This is a genomic window from Rhizosphaericola mali (assembly GCF_004337365.2).
In the GTDB taxonomy this organism is placed as follows: Bacteria; Bacteroidota; Bacteroidia; order Chitinophagales; family Chitinophagaceae; genus Rhizosphaericola; species Rhizosphaericola mali.
In genome coordinates this window covers 4113245-4132667 of record NZ_CP044016.1, presented here as the reverse complement: position 1 = coordinate 4132667, position 19423 = coordinate 4113245, and the positions used below count along the sequence as shown (strand labels likewise).

14 protein-coding genes are annotated in these 19423 nt (G+C 35.2%); 13 read left to right on the top strand and 1 reads right to left on the bottom strand.

Annotated features, from left to right (window positions below):
• Positions 1–82 precede the first annotated feature (82 nt).
• From E0W69_RS17655 to E0W69_RS17595, 13 genes are all read left to right on the top strand, one after another.
• The gene (locus tag E0W69_RS17655; RefSeq protein WP_131331382.1) at positions 83–3049 is read left to right on the top strand and encodes a SusC/RagA family TonB-linked outer membrane protein; all 2967 of its coding nucleotides are present in this window, start codon (positions 83–85) and stop codon (positions 3047–3049) included.
• Positions 3050–3086: 37 nt separating this feature from the next.
• Complete coding sequence (locus E0W69_RS17650) at positions 3087–4676, top strand: RagB/SusD family nutrient uptake outer membrane protein (protein ID WP_131331381.1); 1590 nt, start codon at positions 3087–3089, stop codon at positions 4674–4676.
• 19 nt (positions 4677–4695) lie between these two features.
• The gene (locus tag E0W69_RS17645; protein WP_131331380.1) at positions 4696–5436 is read left to right on the top strand and encodes a SusE domain-containing protein; all 741 of its coding nucleotides are present in this window, start codon (positions 4696–4698) and stop codon (positions 5434–5436) included.
• A 79-nt stretch (positions 5437–5515) separates the two neighbouring features.
• Positions 5516–7375 carry a glycoside hydrolase family 13 protein gene (locus E0W69_RS17640; RefSeq protein WP_131331379.1) on the top strand — a complete coding sequence of 620 codons (1860 nt, stop codon included), beginning with the start codon at positions 5516–5518 and terminating at the stop codon, positions 7373–7375.
• 19 nt (positions 7376–7394) lie between these two features.
• Positions 7395–8054 (top strand): beta-phosphoglucomutase, encoded by a 660-nt coding sequence (pgmB, locus tag E0W69_RS17635; RefSeq protein ID WP_131331378.1) that lies wholly within the window; start codon positions 7395–7397, stop codon positions 8052–8054.
• A gap of 6 nt (positions 8055–8060) precedes the next feature.
• Complete coding sequence (locus E0W69_RS17630) at positions 8061–10385, top strand: glycoside hydrolase family 65 protein (RefSeq protein ID WP_131331377.1); 2325 nt, start codon at positions 8061–8063, stop codon at positions 10383–10385.
• A gap of 10 nt (positions 10386–10395) precedes the next feature.
• A complete protein-coding gene (locus E0W69_RS17625) occupies positions 10396–12141 on the top strand; it encodes an alpha-amylase family protein (RefSeq protein ID WP_131331376.1) in 1746 nt (581 codons plus the stop codon).
• Positions 12142–12150: 9 nt separating this feature from the next.
• Positions 12151–13500 carry an MFS transporter gene (locus tag E0W69_RS17620; protein WP_225321306.1) on the top strand — a complete coding sequence of 450 codons (1350 nt, stop codon included), beginning with the start codon at positions 12151–12153 and terminating at the stop codon, positions 13498–13500.
• A gap of 160 nt (positions 13501–13660) precedes the next feature.
• Entirely contained in the window at positions 13661–14851 is a 1191-nt protein-coding gene (locus E0W69_RS17615; protein WP_191967901.1) for a sensor histidine kinase, read from the top strand.
• 10 nt (positions 14852–14861) lie between these two features.
• Positions 14862–15581 carry a LytR/AlgR family response regulator transcription factor gene (locus tag E0W69_RS17610; RefSeq protein ID WP_131331374.1) on the top strand — a complete coding sequence of 240 codons (720 nt, stop codon included), beginning with the start codon at positions 14862–14864 and terminating at the stop codon, positions 15579–15581.
• Between the two features lie 38 nt (positions 15582–15619).
• Positions 15620–16216 carry an LURP-one-related/scramblase family protein gene (locus E0W69_RS17605; RefSeq protein WP_191967900.1) on the top strand — a complete coding sequence of 199 codons (597 nt, stop codon included), beginning with the start codon at positions 15620–15622 and terminating at the stop codon, positions 16214–16216.
• A 79-nt stretch (positions 16217–16295) separates the two neighbouring features.
• Positions 16296–17006, top strand: a complete 711-nt coding sequence (pepE, locus tag E0W69_RS17600; RefSeq protein WP_131331372.1) for a dipeptidase PepE — start codon at positions 16296–16298, stop codon at positions 17004–17006.
• Between the two features lies 1 nt (position 17007).
• Positions 17008–17883, top strand: coding sequence for a fructosamine kinase family protein (locus tag E0W69_RS17595; RefSeq protein ID WP_131331371.1), 876 nt, complete (start codon positions 17008–17010; stop codon positions 17881–17883).
• A 62-nt stretch (positions 17884–17945) separates the two neighbouring features.
• Here E0W69_RS17595 and E0W69_RS17590 read toward each other — a convergent pair whose 3' ends face one another.
• Positions 17946–19409 (bottom strand): SusD/RagB family nutrient-binding outer membrane lipoprotein, encoded by a 1464-nt coding sequence (locus E0W69_RS17590; RefSeq protein WP_131331370.1) that lies wholly within the window; start codon positions 19407–19409, stop codon positions 17946–17948.
• Between the last annotated feature and the right edge of the window lie 14 nt (positions 19410–19423).

Genomic DNA, 19423 nt, shown 5'->3' with positions numbered 1-19423 from the left:
TTGCAAAATTATTTCGGGAACGTTACCGGTATCGTTTCCTAAGTTTCATTACCGGATGCCATTTTACAAATAAACAATAAGTATGAAAAGAGTTCGATTGTTCTCCTTGCTTAGTTTTCCATTGCTTTGCTTGAGTATTCATGCCTCTGCACAGAAAGACAGTATTGTCGGTAAAATCTATAATTCTAAAGATAGCTCGGCACTATCAGGAGTTACCGTTAGATTACCAGCATTAAACGAAGATTTTACTTCAGATGAGAATGGGCAATTCAAAATTCCAGCAAACCAAAATATTGCAGGCAAAAAATTACAATTTGCCTTAGTAGGTTTTACAAATAAAGAAATCACTTTAGGTGCTGGAGACTTTAGTGTATATCTTGCTCCTCTAGGTGCAGATCTAAATGAAGTCGTTGTAATCGGTTATGGCACAAGTAAGAAAAAAGATCTTACTGGCTCTGTTACTACCATTTCTGCTAAAGATTTTAATAAAGGATTAGTTGCAACACCAGAACAATTAATTCAAGGCAAAGCTGCCGGCGTGCAGATCACATTGAATAGTGGTCAGCCTGGTGCAGGAAGTACGGTACGTATACGTGGCGGAGCATCTTTAAGTGCAACGAACGATCCATTATATGTAATCGACGGTGTACCTATGACAACCGGATCTATCGGAAACGTTGCCAATCCATTAGCAACCATTAACCCCAATGATATTGAAACTTTTACAGTATTAAAAGATGCCAATGCAACGGCAATATATGGTTCAAGAGCATCTAATGGTGTTATATTAATTACTACCAAAAAAGGCAAAAGCGGTAAACCTGTATATAATTTTAGCTCTACAAATAGTCTCTCAAAAGCAGCCAAATTAGTAGATGTCATGTCTGGTGACCAAATGCGCGATTATATCAATGAATATGGCGATGATGCACATAAAGCTTTATTAGGAACAGCAAATACCAATTGGCAAAAAGAAATATATAGAACTGCATTCTCCACAGATAATAATTTCAGTGTGGCAGGAAACATACATAAATGGCTGCCAATTCGCTTTTCTGCAGGCTATTTAAACCAAAGTGGTATTTTGAAAAGAGATAATATGCAGAGAATTTCTACTGCATTGAATTTGAGTCCAAAATTCTTTGACAATCATTTGTCCGTTAATTTGAATTTGAAAGGAAGTTTAACGAAATCTTTCTTTGCCAATCAAGGAGCAATTGCAGCTGCGATTCAATTTGATCCAACGCAACCAGTATATGACAAGACCAATCCGTATGGAGGTTATTTCGAATGGATGAATGCCGACGGAACAATAAAATCCCTTGCTGGGCGTAATCCTGTTTCCTTACTAAATATGCAAAACAATACGGGTCAAGCAGTAAGAAGTATTGGCAACTTACAATTGGATTATAAAGTGCACTTTTTGCCTGATTTACATGTGAATGTAAATGCTGGTTACGATATCACTAGATCGAATGGAAAGAAATTGATTTTTGCAGATGCATCTGAAGCTTTTTCTACTGATGGAAATAGTTCCCGATCAAGAAATGTGTATGATAATTACACATTAGAGGCTTTCTTAAGCTATAATAAAGATTTAGGAAAAAGTAACATTAATGCGGTAGCTGGTTATGGTTATTATACTTTCTCCACAAAAACAAATAACTACAATACATACGAAGCGGATGACACTACGATCCTTACGCATCCAACATATCCTTTAAGCATTGATCAAAATAGAATGTTATCGTATTATGCGAGATTGATCTATACTTATGACAACAAGTATATTTTGTCAGGAACAGTTAGACGTGATGGTTCTTCAAGATTTGCACCAGATAATCGATATGGTTATTTCCCTTCCGTTGGTTTAACTTGGAGAGCGATCGAAGAAAATTTCATGGAACCAGCTAAAAAATGGTTGTCCGATTTAAAGCTTAGATTAAGTTATGGTCTAACAGGACAACAAGATATAGGCAGTAGTTATTCTTACCAAAATACTTATTATGGAAGTCAATCTACAGGAGAATATCAAATTGGAGACAGCTATTACTCCTACTACTCTCCTAATGCGTATAACAAAAACCTTAAATGGGAAAAATCTCTTACCACAAATATTGGATTGGATTTAGGATTTTTAAATAATCTAATTACTGTAACTGCAGATTATTATTGGAAAAATACGTCTGACTTGTTAGGAAATATACCTGTTTCTGTCGGAAGTAACTTCAGCAACTACCTATATGCCAACGTTGGAAAAATGAAAAACCAAGGTTTAGAATTGAATATCTCTGCGGATGTTATTCGTAAAAGAGATATCAACTGGACTGTATCTTTTAACTATTCCAAATACAATACAACGATTTCTCAGTTAAATAATAATGACCCAAGCTATTCAGTTACAGTAGGTTCTATAGCTGGTGGTACAGGAAATATGATACAAAGATGGGCTGTTGGTTATACTCCTTATGTATTCAATGTATACCAACAAGTATATGACAAAAGCGGCAAACCTGTTGAAGGAGCTTATGTAGATAGAAATAAAGATGGAGTGATCAATTCCAATGATATGTATTATTACAAAAGTCCGCAAGCCAAATCCACATTCGGATTCTCCACAAATTTTGGATACAAAAACTGGACATTAGCAACTACAATCAGAGCGAATGTCGGTAATTACATGTACGACAATGTAAGATCAAATTTTGACAATTGGGCAAATGTCAACAACACAACTACTGATGCAATCAATAATGCAACCGTTGATTTATTGAATACTAATTTCCACACACCTCAATATTTCTCAGATTATTATGTGTACAATGCCTCATTTATCAGAATGGATAATCTGTCTTTAGGATACAATTTTCAAGATATTTCTAAAAAACATCCAGATATGAATTTAACTGTATCTGGTACAGTTCAAAACGTGTTTTTAATTACACATTATCCAGGATTAGATCCAGAATCTAATAGTTCTGCAGGTATAGATTATAATTTATATCCTCGCCCTAGAGTGTATGCATTATCATTAAATCTAAAATTTTAAGACAAATAGAAAGATTTCATCTTTTAAATAGATACATATGAAAATTGTTAATAAATTATATATAGCCATTTTAGGATCACTTGTTGGATTTGCTTCTTGCAAAAAGGATCTCAACCTTACTCAACTTAACTCCGTAACAGCAGATAACATATATACAAGTGCCGCAGCATACAAAGAAGGTTTGGTCAAAGTATATGCAAGCTATGCAGTTACAAGTAGCCAAGGTCCAGCAAGTTCTGACTTAGGAGGAATAGATGCAGGAACTTCTGATTTCTTAAGATTATATTGGATGGCACAAGAGTTGCCGACAGACGAAGCAATATGTTCATGGCAAGATGTAGGTATTCCTGATTTAAATTACAGCACTTGGACATCAAGCAATACATTTCTACTTGGTTTATATACAAGAAGTATTTATCAAATAACTATTGCCAATGAATTTTTGAAAGAATCTACAGATGATAAATTATCTGCTAGAAATATTTCTAGTGACTCACTTGGTTTAATAAAACAATATAGAGCCGAAGCAAGATTTATCCGTGCTTATCAATATTGGGTCTTGATGGATATGTTTGGTAATCCTCCTTTCGTAACAGAATATAGCACGATCGGTACAACTAATCCACCACAAATTAAAAGAGCTGATTTATTTAAATATGTAGAAACTGAACTTTTAGATATAGAAGATAGTCTGGTAACCGCAAGAGATAATGAATATGGTAGAGCAGATCAAGGTGCAGATTGGGCTTTATTATCCAGATTGTATTTGAATGCAGGTGTGTATACAGGTACTACTAAATACGATAGCGCAATTTTATATTCCTCTAAAGTAATTGATGCTGGCTATTCTTTAAATACAACTTATGCCAATTTGTTTAAAGGAGACAACAATCTAAACAATAACGAAGAAATTCTCACTATCAACTATGACGGTGTGAATACGCAGAACTATGGAGGAACTACTTATATCATCAATGCAGAAGTAAGCTCCGCAATGGGACCTACTAAATTCGGAATTCCAACTGGAGGCTGGGGTGGTAATAGAAGTCGCTCTCCATTGCCAAATAGTTTTACGGATAATACTGGTGCAACTGATACAAGAGCCATGTTTTATATAACTAGCTCAAGTACGACAACTATTACCGACCCGAGCACTTTTACACAAGGTTACGCTTTGACAAAATGGACAAATCTTACCTCAACAGGAGCAACGCCTGCCTCCATTGGAGGAACTTATTGCTCTACTGATTTTCCTTTATTTAGATTGGCAGAAGTGTATTTAAATTATGCAGAGGCCGTATTGCGTGGAGGAGCTGGAGGATCTACATCCCAAGCATTGGCTTATGTCAATTTATTGAGACAAAGAGCATACGGAAGTACATCTGGCAATTTTGGTTCGATCACATTAACAGATCTTTTGTCTGAAAAAATGAGAGAAATGTATTGGGAAGCAACACGTCGTACTGATTTGATACGTTACGGTATGTTCACTGGCTCCTCCTATGTATGGCCTTGGAAAGGTGGTAATGCTAGCGGTATTGGTACTTCTAGTTATAGAGATATTTACCCTCTACCATTAAACGATGTGACTACCAACACCAATTTAACTCAAAATACAGGCTATTAATCCAATAAAATTTAAGACTATGTTATCTTATATAAAAAGATTATTCCCATTATTACTTTGCATACTTGCTTTTGCATGTAAAAAAGAAGGGACAAATGTAGTAGCTCAAGAAGGCACTTCTGGTACGTTATCCGCCAACGTTTCTTCTGTAACAGTTACACAAGACAATGCATCTGATTCTCTTATTACATTTTCTTGGACACCTGCTTCTTTTGGATATCAAGCAGCAATTACGCAACAATTACAATTTGCTGTTGCAGGTACAGATTTTGCAAGTCCTATTTCTGTTGCAGTAGACAATGGATTAACGTCTTATTCTTTCTTAGGTTCTGATTTAAATACCACACTTAATAAATTAGGACTGTCATTTGATTCTTTGACAACCGTAGAGGTAAGATTATCATCAAGTATTGCAGATTCTTTTGCTGCAACATATACCGATCCTATTCAAATTAAAATGCAACCTTACTCAACTGCAAGCTACTTGTACGTTCCTGGAGACTATAATGGTTGGACTTTTTCTACCACAGATGCTTTAATTTCAGAAACTAGTAATGGCATTTATGTTGGAATTATCGACTTTTCTTCAGGTGGCAGTTTTAAAATTACTCCTGCTGCTAATTGGAACACTTCTTATGGAGCAGGTGCAACAAGTGGAACCATTAGTACGAGTGGAGGAAACATTACGCCACCAAGTGCGGCGAAGTATCAAATAACTGTAAATACAACGGCAAATACTATTGTCTACGAATTACAATAATAAATAAAAATAAAAGGGTGTAGTTGAAAATTACACCCTTTCTTTTACTATTTTTAGACTTTTCTTTCCTTCTTTTTTTATGGTAAAATATTTATTCAAAATAGTAACTTGTTTAGCATTTACGTATCAGATACAGTCTGTGGTTGCACAACAAGACAAACGTATTGACAGAGTCGAACCACTTAATTGGTGGGTGGGCATGCAATACCACAATGTTCAATTGATTGTTCATGGAAACAATATTGCAGATTTCACACCCAATATTTCCTACAAAGGGGTGACTTTAGAAAAAATCAACAAAGTCGAAAATCCGAATTATTTATTCTTGGACATCAACATTTCTTCTAATGCAAAATCGGGAACGTTCCCAATCATTTTCAAGAAAAAAGGCGAAAAAGACATCCTATTTAACTACGAATTAAAAGACCGAAATAAAGGTATCAAAGCGCAAGGCGTAACAAGCAAAGATTTTATTTATCTCTTGATGCCTGATCGATTTGCCAATGGAGATACAACCAATGATATCGTAACAAGTTTACACGAAACTGGTTTGCATAGAGATACGCTCACTTCAAGACATGGTGGTGATTTACAGGGTGTTATCAATCATTTGGATTATTTGGATCAATTAGGAATTACCGCTCTTTGGATGACACCTGCATTGGAGAATGACGAACACAGCACTTCCTATCATGGTTATGCCAATACGGAAAATTACCACATGGATCCTAGATATGGTACAAATGAATTATTCAAAACTTTAACGGATTCCTTACACCGACGTGGTATGAAAATGGTGATGGACGTCGTGCCTAATCATTTCGGCGATCAACATTGGACGGTGGTTGATTTACCGATGAAAGATTGGGTACATCAATGGCCAACTTATACCAATTCTAATTTTAGAGATCAAGTAGATTTTGATCCGTACGGAGCAGACATTGATCGAAAAACGATGGTTAACGGTTGGTTTGACACACATATGCCGGACATGAATGAGTCCAATCCTTATTTGCAAAAATATATTTTACAAAGTAATCTTTGGTGGATTGAATACGCAGGTGTTGATGGTTTTCGCATTGATACTTACCCATATAACGACCCTAATTTTATGGCATGGTGGGCGCAACAAATCAAGGCGGAATATCCTAATTTTTCCATGTTTGGAGAGACTTTCGTCAATGGCGCAGTCAATCAAGCGGCATTTGCACAAGGCGATATGATTCATCGTGGATTGGATACGCATTTGCCTGGAGTGACGGATTTTCAGAGTAAAATTGCCATCACCGATGCGATGACACAACCTTTTAGTTGGGATAATGGTGCAATGAAAATATATAATAATCTCTCCAAAGATTTTATTTATCAAGATCCGACACGCAATGTCGTTTTCTTGGATAATCACGATTTGCCAAGATTTTATTCCGTTGTAGGTCAAAATTCGGATAAATTAAAATCTGCATTGACTTGGTTATTGACGACCCGCGGCATCCCTCAAATGTATTACGGTACGGAAATTTACATGAAAGGTTTTACCGATCCTGATGGTTATGTACGGGAAGATTTTCCGGGTGGTTGGCTTGGTGATAAGCAAGATAAATTTACGGAAAAAGGTCGCTCACAATCTGAAAATGAGTTATTTAACTACATTTCTACTTTAGCGCAATACCGCAAAAAAAATCCGGTTTTACAGTCGGGAAAATTGATGCAGTATGTACCACAAGATGGAATCTACGTGTACTTCCGATACAATGATTCCAAAACGGTGATGCTAATTATGAATACCAACGACAAAGAATTCAACTTAAAAACGGATAGATTCTCCCAAAGAATGTCCAATTTTCATACAGGAAAAAATATTATTTCAGGCGAGCAGTACAGCAATATTCAAAATATAAAAGTGCCTTCATTTACCACTTTAGCAATTGAATTACAATAATTTATATAAATAGAATAGAATGATAAAAGCATGTTTATTTGATCTGGACGGCGTAGTGGTGGACACCGCAGTGTATCATTACAAAGCTTGGAAAAAATTGGCCAACAGCTTAGGTTTTGATTTTACAGAAGTGCAAAATGAGGAATTAAAAGGCGTGAGCAGAATGGATTCTTTGAAAAAAATTCTTGCTTGGGGTGGCGTTTCCAAATCTGGGGAAGAAATGAATGCACTCGCTACGCAAAAAAATGAATGGTATGTGGATATGATCCAACAAATCAAACCAGGAGAAGAACTTCCAGGTGCAAAGGAATTTTTACAAAAAATACGCGAAGCGGGCTATAAAACAGCATTAGGTTCTGCAAGTAAAAACGCGGGAATCATTTTAAATAATTTGGGAATTACCAATCTTTTTGATGCGATCATTGATGGTAATTCTGTTACGCACAGCAAACCAGATCCGGAAGTTTTCTTGAAAGGTGCGGAAGCTGTGGGTGTGCAACCCAATGAATCCGTAGTATTTGAAGATGCGGTTGCGGGTATCGAAGCTGCTATTGCTGGCGGCATGTACAGTGTAGGTATCGGTCAACCAGAGGTGCTTACCAAAGCGGATATCGTCGTTCCCGGCTTGTACGATATGAGCATTGAAAAATTAAAATCATTAGAAAAAATTTCGAAATAATAGAATATGACAGATTATATCATCCAAGATGAATGGAAAATTATAGAAAACAAATTTGACCCGAGCGTTCACCAAATTTCTGAAAGTCTTTTCAGTTTGGGTAACGGTCGCATGGGGCAACGAGGCAATTTTGAAGAGTCATATTCAGGTAAGTCTTTGCAAGGAAATTATATTGCCGGCGTTTATTATCCAGACAAAACGCGTGTGGGTTGGTGGAAAAATGGTTATCCAGAATATTTTGCAAAAGTCTTAAATGCAGCCAATTGGATGGGACTTTCTATCCAAATTGATGGTGTAGAATTGGATTTGGCAAAAATGGAAGTTTCCGAATATTATCGTGCATTAGATATGCAAGAAGGTAATTTGGTAAGAAAATGTATTGCCAATTTCCCTGATGGTAAATCTTTGGAAATCAATTCTATACGTTTTTACAGCATTGCAGATGATGAGGCGGCAGCATATCGTTTTTCTATCAAAGCATTGAATTTTTCTGGTAAAATTTCCATGGCGTCTTTCATTGATGGTGATATTAAAAATGAAGATTCTAATTATGATGAGAAATTTTGGGATGAAGTAGCTAAACAACAAAATGGCAACACTTCTCTCCTAACGATTCGTACGAAAAAAACAGCTTTTGATGTTTGTACGGCAACGTCGATCAAAACTTATTTGGATGATAAACAATTGAAAATCAATGCAAATACGATTGAAAAAGAAAAATGGATTGGTCAATCTTTCGAATTAGACATTCAAGAGGGAAACACATTTTCATTTGAAAAAATTGCTGTCAATCTTTCTTCTGAAAATTATGCTAAAAAAGAATTATTCGAACAAGCAACGGAAAGAATAGCTACTGTTTCCGCAAAAGGATTTGATCAATTGTTATCCGAACAAGCAGCCGCGTGGAAAAACAAATGGGAAAATAGTGACATCATTATTGAAGGTGATGTAGCGGCACAACAAGCCATTCGTTTTAATATTTTCCAATTAAATCAAACGTATACGGGCGAAGATGCACGCTTAAATATCGGACCAAAAGGATTTACCGGAGAGAAATATGGCGGTACAACTTATTGGGATACGGAAGCGTATTGTTTGCCTTTTTATCTTTCTACAGCAGAAGAAAATGTTTCTCGTAACTTATTGGTTTACAGACATAATCACTTGCAAAAAGCCATTGAAAATGCGGCTAAATTAGGTTTCAAAGATGGTGCGGCATTGTATCCAATGGTTACGATCAACGGTGAAGAATGTCACAATGAGTGGGAAATTACTTTTGAAGAGATTCATAGAAATGCAGCGATTGCATTTGCTGTTTACCGTTACATCAATTACACAGGCGACAAAGCGTATTTGAAAGAATATGGTTTGGATGTTTTGATTGGTATCGCACGTTTTTGGGCACAACGTGTCAATTGGAGCGAACAAAGAAACCTATATGTGATGCTGGGCGTGACGGGTCCAAATGAATATGAAAATAATATCAACAACAACTGGTACACAAGTTCTATGGCGATTTGGTGTTTGGAATATACATTAACAGCGTTGGAATCTGTCAAAAATATGGATGCGGCACGTTACCAAGAGATTTTGGATAATACGCAATTCCGTTTTGAAGAGGAAACTGAAAAATGGCAACATATTATCGAAAATATGTATTTGCCAGAGGATAAGGAAAAAGGTATTTTCTTGCAACAAGACAATTATTTGGATAAAGAACAAATATTGGTCAAAGACCTTCCTGCATCTGATCGTCCTTTAAATCAAAAATGGAGTTGGGATCGTATTTTGCGTAGCTGTTATATCAAACAAGCGGACGTTTTGCAAGGATTTTATTTCTTGGAAGACAAGTTTGATTTGGAAACTTTGCGTCGCAATTTTGATTTTTATGAACCAAGAACCGTACACGAAAGTTCGCTTTCTCCATGTGTTCACAGCATTTTAGCAGCGAAATTGGGCGATGAAAAACGTGCTTACGAATTCTATTTGCGTACGTCTCGTTTGGATTTGGATAATTATAATAACGATACGGATGACGGATTACATATAACTTCCATGGCGGGCACGTGGATGAGTGTGGTCGAAGGTTTTGGCGGTATGCGTGTTAGAAATGGTGCTTTGGAATTCCAACCATTTTTACCCGAAAATTGGCAATCATTTTCCTTTCAAATAGGTTTCCGTAATAGTTTGATCAAGGTTTCTGTAAATAAAGAAAATACTTCCGTTCTATTGCTTTCTGGTCCTTCCTTAAAATTAAAAATTTGGAACGAAACAAAGTCTTTGACAAATGCAGAAATCGTAAATTGGGCTTTGCCGGTTTTGGAAAAATAAAATTTCTTGGATGCGAAAATTTTTGATTGGCTTGTCTTTACTCTGTAGCTTACAACAGTTGCAAGCACAACAAAGACCAGTAATCTATCAAATGTTGGTGCGTAATTTTGGCAACAAAAATACCACCAACAAATATTATGGTTCGATTGCAGAAAATGGCGTCGGGAAATTTGACGACATTTCTGATCGAGCCTTAGATTCTTTGAAGACTTTACATATCACGCATATTTGGTACACGGGCATCATAAGACACGCAACCACAACGGATTATACAAAATATGGCATGCCTGCCGATGATGCGGATATTGTCAAAGGTCGAGCTGGTTCGCCTTATGCAATTCGGAATTATTATGATGTGAATCCAGACTTAGCAAACAATGTTGCGTTACGCAAAAAGGAATTTTTGGCATTGATAGAAAGGACGCATCGTCATGGTTTGAAAGTGATTATGGATTTCATTCCAAATCATGTTTCTAGAGCTTATCGGGAAGATTCTTTTCATCCAAATAACTCCGTAGCTATTGGTAATCAGGAAGATACGAGTAAAAGTTTTTCTACGAAAAATGATTTCTATTATTTACCTGGCACGTCCTTACAATTAGCAGAGAATAAAAATGTACCATCTGATATTGCAAAGATTTTAGGTATGGATGGAAAATTTGCAGAAACACCAGCAAAAGCCACAGGCAATGATGTTTTCTCAGCTAAACCTTCGATTGATGATTGGTACGAAACGATCAAATTGAATTACGGCGTTGATTTTCAAAAAAATAAGCAAAATCATTTTGATCCCATTCCTCCGCTTTGGCACAAATTGGAACAGATTCTTTTGTATTGGTCTAGTTTGGGTGTCGATGGATTTAGATGTGACATGGTGGAGATGGTTCCTGTGGAATTTTGGCATTGGGTTATTCCAAATATCAAAGCACAATATCCTGCAATTATTTTCATGGGTGAAGCATACAATCCAAAAGTCTATGGTGCTTATTTAGATGATGGACATTTTGATTATTTGTATGACAAAACCGGCATGTACGATTTGTTGCGCTCACTCCTAACAGATCAAAATAAGGAAAAATCAACCGCGATTGACAGCATACAAAAAGCTAGAAATAGTCAACATTTTGTCCGTTTTTTGGAAAATCATGACGAACAAAGAGTTGCATCTAAAGAATTTGCCGATAATGCAGATTTTGGTTTGCCTGCAATGGCAGTGATCGCTTGTCTTCCCAAAAGTCCGATTATGATCTACAACGGGCAAGAAGTAGGTGAAAAAGGCGCAGGCAAAGAAGGATTTGGTGGCGATGATGGACGAACTTCTATTTTTGATTATTGGGGGATTCCAGCGCAACAACAGTGGATGGATAATGGAAAATTTGATGGAAAATATTTATCCGAATCTCAAAAAAACTTACTCAAACATTATGCTTTCCTTTTAAATTTGGTGAATGGAAATTCGGTCATTCAATCGGGAAATTATCAAGTCATTAACCTTCCTCATTTGAATGAAAAACAATTTGCTTTCGCCAGATTTAACGATAAAAAATGTGTTTGTGTGTTTGCCAATTTTGATCGAAAAAATCCAATAGACATCCATATTTCACTCGCCGATTTGCAAAAACAATTAGGATCGCAACCTACTTTTTCGAAATATAAGATACTGTCATATAACATATTATCCTCGAAATGGACGAAATCAAAAGCGCTTAATACCAAAGTAGCTGCGACAGATTACACCATTATAGAAATTGAATAAGCTTACAATATGGACGCAACAGACATTCAAAATAATACATCCAAAAAACCATTATTGGGTAATCGTGCCATTTGGAATATGAGCATGGGATTTTTTGGTATTCAAGCAGGATTTGCCTTACAAAATGGAAATGCATCAAGAATATTACAAACCTTCGGTGCCAATGTAGAGCATTTACCCTTATTCTGGTTGGCTGCGCCACTGACGGGCATGATTGTACAGCCGATCATCGGACATTATAGCGACATCACTTGGAATAAATTGGGAAGAAGAAAACCCTATTTCTTGGTTGGAGCAATTTTAACAGCTTTAGCATTGTTCTTTTTGCCAAGTTCGGGTTCATTTGTACATATTATTTCACCATTGATTATGGGTGCGGGTTTATTGATGTTGATGGACACGTGTATCAATATCGCAATGGAACCTTTCAGAGCATTGGTGGCGGACAAATTGCCTGGCGAACAAACAAGTAAAGGTTTTGCGATACAAACTTGTCTGATTGGAATCGGCGCGGTAGTTGGCTCATGGTTACCTTTTTTCTTAGCAAAATGGGGAAATGTATCCAAAGTTGCACCAGAAGGCATTGTTCCTGACAACGTAAAATATTCATTTTACATTGGAGCGGTTGTATTATTGATTACGATTTTTTGGACGATTATTACGACCAAAGAATATCCACCAACAACAGAAGAATTAAAGGAAAAAGAAGCCGAGAAGATATTACCACAAAACGGCTTGAAATCCATATTCAAAGACATTAAAGAAATGCCCAAAACCATGAAAGAATTGGGATTGGTACAATTTTTTACTTGGTTCGGATTGTTTTCCATGTGGGTATTTTCCACTCCCGCTATTGCAGAGCATATATATCATGTACCTGCATCGGACACAAGTAGCGAGGCTTATGCTGACGCAGGTAATTGGGTCGGAATTTTATTCGGAATTTACAATGGTGTTTCTGCAATTTATGCTTTATTCTTACCGGGAATTGCCAATAAATTAGGGAAAAAAGGAACCCATGCACTTTCTCTTGTTATAGGTGGAATTAGTTTAATTTCTATCTATTTTATACCAACGCCAAATTTATTAATCTTACCAATGATTGGAATCGGTATCGCTTGGGGAAGTATTTTGTCCATGCCTTATGCGATTCTTTCGGGAGCATTACCTGCCAAAAAAATGGGTGTTTATATGGGATTTTTCAATTTCTTTATTACACTTCCCCAGATTTGTAATGGTATTTTTGGAGGTGCAATTGTCAAGTATGGCTTCCATGACAGAAGTATTTTAGCATTGGTATTTGGTGGTGTTTTATTTCTAATTGCTGCTTTTGCAACCTTAAGAGTAAAAACGAAATAAAATTCACGAATCATCTAATTCCTTATTTTTACAAAAGACTTTCACTATTTGTTGAAAGTCTTTTTGCATTTTATTAAGGATAATCTATAGAATCTACCAGCTTATCTATTCAAAAACATAAAAAATGATACAATTCAATACTTTAGTTTCAAAAAAGAGTATGAAGAAACTTTACACTGAAATTATCATAATAATTATTACTTGGTTAATCTTAGGTTGCTTTTTATTCTTATTTGTTAGCGATCTGGCCCAATTCAGTTCGCCTGGGAAGTTTATTTTGCGTTTTTTTGTTTATTTCAGCATATTCTTAGTTTTATTTTTTCTCAATAGATTTCTATTTATCCCAAAATGGTTTTTTCATCCTAAGAAAAAAGTTCTTTATTTTTCTGTTGTTTCTATTATTGGTTTGATTTTACTTTTCTCCAATCCATTTCGATTATTGATGAATAATATTAGAAAAGATCAGATGAAAAAAATGCAACAATTTGAGCAAATGCATCGCCGAATTGTCGATTCTATATTGGAAACACAGCATATGCAACCCCCATTTCACCCAAATGAGGATCGCATGCAACCGCCTCCAATGCATATTAATGATGAAAGAAATAATATGATGCCTCCTCCACGAGAAGATTTTCATCCTGACGGTAGGAGAAAATTTCATCCTGATCTGATTAGTATGTTCCTATATCTTGCCATCATTGCCATCGGAATCACGACTGAATATCAAAAAAAATTAAATACCTCTCAACAATCTTTTTTACAAGCGGCCTCCGAAAAGACAAAAGCAGAATTATTTTTCTTGAAAGCCCAAGTGAATCCACACTTTCTTTTCAATACGCTCAATAATATATATTCTATGTCTGTCGTTCAGTCAGAATATACCTCTGAAGCAATTATGCGTCTTTCAAATATTATGCGTTATATAACCGATACATCTGAGAAAGAATTTGTTCCTCTTGAAGACGAAATCAATTGTATCAAAGATTATGTATATTTAAACCAATTGAGAGGAGGTAAAACGTTCCATTTAGAATTTGATACCAATGGAGATACAATTGGTAAAAGAATTGCTCCAATGTTGCTTTTAACTTTTATTGAAAATGCATTCAAATATGGATTAAGCAAAAAAGAACAATCACCAATTAAAATTGATTTAAATATATCTGATAATCAATTGAATTTTTATTGTGAAAACAGAATTTTCCCCAACTTGAAAACAGATAATCGAAAAGGCTTAGGTATTGAAAATACCAAAAAACGCTTAGATTTAATCTATACGACAACCTATCAATTAAATATTGATAATGATTTGGATAAATTTAAAGTTTCCCTAATACTACCCGTATAAATAAATTATTATGTTGAAATGTGTAGCAATCGACGACGAACCATGGGCATTGTCTTTAGTTGAGCAATATGCTAAAAAAATACCATTCCTACAATTGACTGCAACTTTTGACGATGCAGTCTCCGCCTTGGAGTTTTTAAATAATCATCCTATAGATTTATTATTTTTAGACATTCAAATGCCAGATATTACAGGTATTGAATTGGCAAAAGTTTTGAAAAATAAAACCAATCCATTTATCATATTTACTACTGCATACAAAGATTATGCATATGAAGGTTTTGAAATAGAAGCTGTAGATTACCTACTTAAACCTTTTACATTCGAAAAATTTGAGAAAGCAGCTCAAAAGGCACAAACACTTTCACAAATACAACTCAACTTGAAAAATCAACAAGAAGGAGAAAGCCCGTTTATCTTCATCTGGTCGGAATATCAACAACTCAAAATTGAATTAAAATCCATTTCTTATGTGGAAGCGAAGGAAGACTATACTTCTTTTCATTTCAAAGATGGAAAAAGGCCCATTATGTCTCTACTCTTGCTGAAAAAAGCTATGGACCTATTACCAACACAATCCTTTATCAGAATTCATCGAAGTTATATCGTTCCGATCGATAATATTTCAAGCATTCTGAATCAAAAAGTAAAATTAAAAACTGGTGAAATATTTCCAATAGGTAAAAGTCACCGTGATAATGTAACTGAGGCTTTGAAAATTGGTCAATAATTCAATTTTCTTGTATTTTTGGACAAACCAAAATCGCCATGCAAAGTGTAGAATTTCCGATAGATTTTAAGTTTCACATTGGCACACTTGCCAATGATTTTACAGCCACAGATGCCAGTGGAAATACAATTGCATTTGTAAGGCAAAAAATATTTAAATTTTTCGATGAAGTTCAGATCTTCACAGATAGTAGCAAAAGCCAATTATTATACACAATTAAGGCAAATAAATGGATTGACTTTTCCGCAACTTACTCTTTTTATGATGCACAAGGTAATATCATCGGCAGCGTTGCGCGTAAGGGTTGGACCTCAATTTGGAAAGCACGATATGATATTTTTGACGAAACAAAACATCTTTCATATCATATAAGAGAAGATAATCCTTGGACAAAAGTTGGAGATTCTTTTTTCAGTGAAATTCCTTTGATTGGAATATTTACTGGCTATGTTTTTAATCCTTCATATTCTGTTATCGATAACTCTGGAAATAAAATCGCTCGGTTAAAAAAGCAAGCTTCTTTTTTCGGAAGAAAATTCTCCGTTGAAAAATCTAAACAATTTGTTGAAGTGGATACAGATAGAATTTTACTTTCTTTAATGATGATGATATTATTAGAAAGAAGACGCGGATAACAATTACAATAATACTTTATATTCGTCGCATAGGAGACAATCCTATGCATTTTCTTCTTACAAAAATTATGCAACTTACATGATTAGAAATATCATTTTAGCAAGTACATCTACCCTATTTGGCGGTCAATATTTAGAATATTTGAAAGATGAATTGCTAATTCATTTTAGCGGTGTAAAAAAATTGCTTTTTATACCATTTGCACGGCCATCAGGGATTTCGTATGATGAGTACACAAATAGAGCTACCTGTTTTTTTAAAAATATTGGAATCGAAGTAGTGGGTATTCATACTGTTGAAAAGAAAATAGAAGCAATCGAAAAAGCAGAGGCAATATTCACAGGCGGGGGAAATACGTTTTTATTGGTGCAACAACTATATAAATTTCAACTCCTCGATGCGATTCGAAATGCAGTAAATAATGGAACGCCTTACCTTGGTTGTAGTGCAGGAACGAACATTGGAGGATTGAGTATGAAAACGACGAATGATATGCCGATCGTCTATCCGCCGTCTTTTGATACGTTAGGATTAGTTCCGTTCAATTTGAATCCGCATTATTTAGATCCAGATCCACATTTGAAACATAATGGGGAAACGAGAGAAACTCGAATTTTGGAATTTTTATCCCAAAATGAAACACCCGTTGTTGGTTTGCGTGAAGGCAGTTGGCTTTATATCAAAGACGACAAAATTACTTTAAAAGGAAATTTACAAGCACGCATTTTTGAAAAAAATAAAACACCATACGAAATTCCACCAATGACTGATCTTTCTCTTCTGAAATGAGATGCAAGCAAATTTGCAAAATTATATAGCCCAACAGATCAGTGAAAATCAAAATATTGATTTTACGGATACGCGATTTTCAATCGTATATGGAGGGGATATCAATGAAACTGGCGTTTTATACAATGATGATTTTGAATTTTTTGTAAAAATAAATCAAAACAAACCAGTAGATTTTTTTGAAAAAGAAGTCCATGGTTTGGATACATTACGCCATGCTAAACATACTTTAAAAATACCTACACCATACTTACATGGCACTTGGGACAGATATTCGTTTCTCGTCATGGAATATTTGCAAGAAGATTATCAGGAGCACAATGTATCCGAAAAATTAGGAATTGGTTTGGCTGAATTACATCAAAATATTTGGGATAAATTCGGTTTATCAGAAAATAATTATCTCGGTTCGCAGCCACAAGACAATGAACCAAAAAGTAATTGGGCGGAATTCTATGCTGAGAGAAGATTGATTCCAATGAGCATCAGAGCGATGAATAATGGATATTTTTCCAATACGGATATGAACAAAATGGAAAATCTTTGCGAGCATTTGCCTCAAATTTTCCCAAATGAAGCACCAGCTTTAATTCATGGAGATCTTTGGAATGGAAATTATGGATGTGTTGTACCCAAACAACCATCTATATTTGATCCGGCTATTTATTATGGTAATAGAGAAATGGATATTGCCATGACGTTGTTATTTGGAGGATTTGATGCCGCTTTTTATGATGGATATTTGAATACTTTCCCATTGCAAAAAGGTTGGCAATCTCGTGTAGAAATTTGTCAATTATATCCTTTACTAATGCATTTGAATCATTTTGGAAGAAGTTATTATCCTCCTATTCAAAAAGTATTGGAACCTTTTTAAAAATAACAAAAACCCTCGCAATCGCGAGGGTGTAGTGTTATAATTAAAAAAACTCAGTAGTTCTATGGAATCCAGAATAATTTAGCAGTAACAACATCTGCACCACCAGTTAAATGAGAAACTGCAGTTTCCCAATTTGTAGTATTAGATCCTGATTCATTAGATGGATAAGTTAATCTATAAGGAAAATCTCCTGCATCTGTATTATTGGGTCGAGTTTCCTTAGTATCAAGATTTGGATATCCCAATCTTCTCACATCAGTCCAAGCATCGTAAGGATTATTGAAATTTGCCAACCATTTTTGATATCCTAATTTTTGTTTCCAAGTACCAGTAGCAGATGAATATGCAACACCAGATTGTGCTAAATATGTTGTTGCGTCGGCAGCGGAGCCTCCCCAAAATTCAATAGAAGATGTAATAGCATTATTATAATATGTTGCCGCAGTTCCAGTTGTAAATCCTCTTTCTACTGCTTCTGCCATTAAAAATTGCATAGTTGTATAGTCTAATATTGTACCTGGCATAGTTGGATTAATTAAAGATGTCGAAAACAACGAAACTTTATCATAGCTATTAGATGATCCGGCAACACCACCAACATATGCACTATCATTATATAATCTAAATATATACGCTCTTCTAGGGTCACTATAAGTATTCATATAATTAACCAACAATCCAGCAGGACAGAAATCATGTCTTGTGCTATATGAAGAATTCAATGCTGCGGCAATTGGATTGATATTGTTTGTTGAACTACTTGAGTAAGTAAACGTTGCATTGTCATCGTTTGATGCTAAGATACCATAATCAATCGCCTTTGTTACATAAGATTTTGATAATGTTGAATTATAGTCGGCCAATTGGATCGCTATTTTCATCATTAAAGAAGCTCCAAACTTTTTCCATTTTGAAATATCTCCATTATAAAATAAATCCGCTTCACCCATAGCCGTAGCAGCAGAATTCAATCTAGAAATAGAAGTATCCAATCTATATAACAAATCATTATATATTGTTTGTGAGCTATCATATTCAGCAAATGGAATATCTGTATTCAAAGACGCCGTATAAGGAATATCTCCGAATGTACCTGTAAGCATATTAAAAGTATAAACTTCTAACATATCTGTAATTCTCCTTTCATTATTAACAATACTAGAATCCTCTCCCGTGTTTACCCATTTATTCTTAGCATCTTCTAAATTATTAAGCACTTGGCTGTATAAATAATTCCACCAATTTGACTGTGGTGTATAGGCCGTAAATACATACTTCGCTGCATATACATACGTACATTCCGTCCATTCTTGAGATAAAGTTCTAAATACGTTAACGGAAACCGATGGACTTGTATAGTTATCGACTAATTTTTTTTGCCCATATGTAAAAACCGCACTCGCTGCCACATTGGTAGTTGCTTTCGGATTATCATTCATTGAAGTCAGTTTACTACATGAAGCCAATAAAATTCCTCCAATTGTAAACAAACCTAACATTCTTTTATAATTTTTTCTCATCATTGTATTTTTTTGAA

Excerpts from the sequence above, each read along its gene's own strand:
- E0W69_RS17655 (WP_131331382.1), top strand. The coding sequence starts at position 83 with ATGAAAAGAGTTCGATTGTTCTCCTTGCTTAGTTTTCCATTGCTTTGC.
- E0W69_RS17650 (WP_131331381.1), top strand. The coding sequence starts at position 3,087 with ATGAAAATTGTTAATAAATTATATATAGCCATTTTAGGATCACTTGTT.
- E0W69_RS17645 (WP_131331380.1), top strand. The coding sequence starts at position 4,696 with ATGTTATCTTATATAAAAAGATTATTCCCATTATTACTTTGCATACTT.
- E0W69_RS17640 (WP_131331379.1), top strand. The coding sequence starts at position 5,516 with ATGGTAAAATATTTATTCAAAATAGTAACTTGTTTAGCATTTACGTAT.
- pgmB (WP_131331378.1), top strand. The coding sequence starts at position 7,395 with ATGATAAAAGCATGTTTATTTGATCTGGACGGCGTAGTGGTGGACACC.
- E0W69_RS17630 (WP_131331377.1), top strand. The coding sequence starts at position 8,061 with ATGACAGATTATATCATCCAAGATGAATGGAAAATTATAGAAAACAAA.
- E0W69_RS17625 (WP_131331376.1), top strand. The coding sequence starts at position 10,396 with ATGCGAAAATTTTTGATTGGCTTGTCTTTACTCTGTAGCTTACAACAG.
- E0W69_RS17620 (WP_225321306.1), top strand. The coding sequence starts at position 12,151 with ATGGACGCAACAGACATTCAAAATAATACATCCAAAAAACCATTATTG.
- E0W69_RS17615 (WP_191967901.1), top strand. The coding sequence starts at position 13,661 with ATGAAGAAACTTTACACTGAAATTATCATAATAATTATTACTTGGTTA.
- E0W69_RS17610 (WP_131331374.1), top strand. The coding sequence starts at position 14,862 with ATGTTGAAATGTGTAGCAATCGACGACGAACCATGGGCATTGTCTTTA.
- E0W69_RS17605 (WP_191967900.1), top strand. The coding sequence starts at position 15,620 with ATGCAAAGTGTAGAATTTCCGATAGATTTTAAGTTTCACATTGGCACA.
- pepE (WP_131331372.1), top strand. The coding sequence starts at position 16,296 with ATGATTAGAAATATCATTTTAGCAAGTACATCTACCCTATTTGGCGGT.
- E0W69_RS17595 (WP_131331371.1), top strand. The coding sequence starts at position 17,008 with ATGCAAGCAAATTTGCAAAATTATATAGCCCAACAGATCAGTGAAAAT.
- E0W69_RS17590 (WP_131331370.1), bottom strand. The coding sequence starts at position 19,409 with ATGATGAGAAAAAATTATAAAAGAATGTTAGGTTTGTTTACAATTGGA.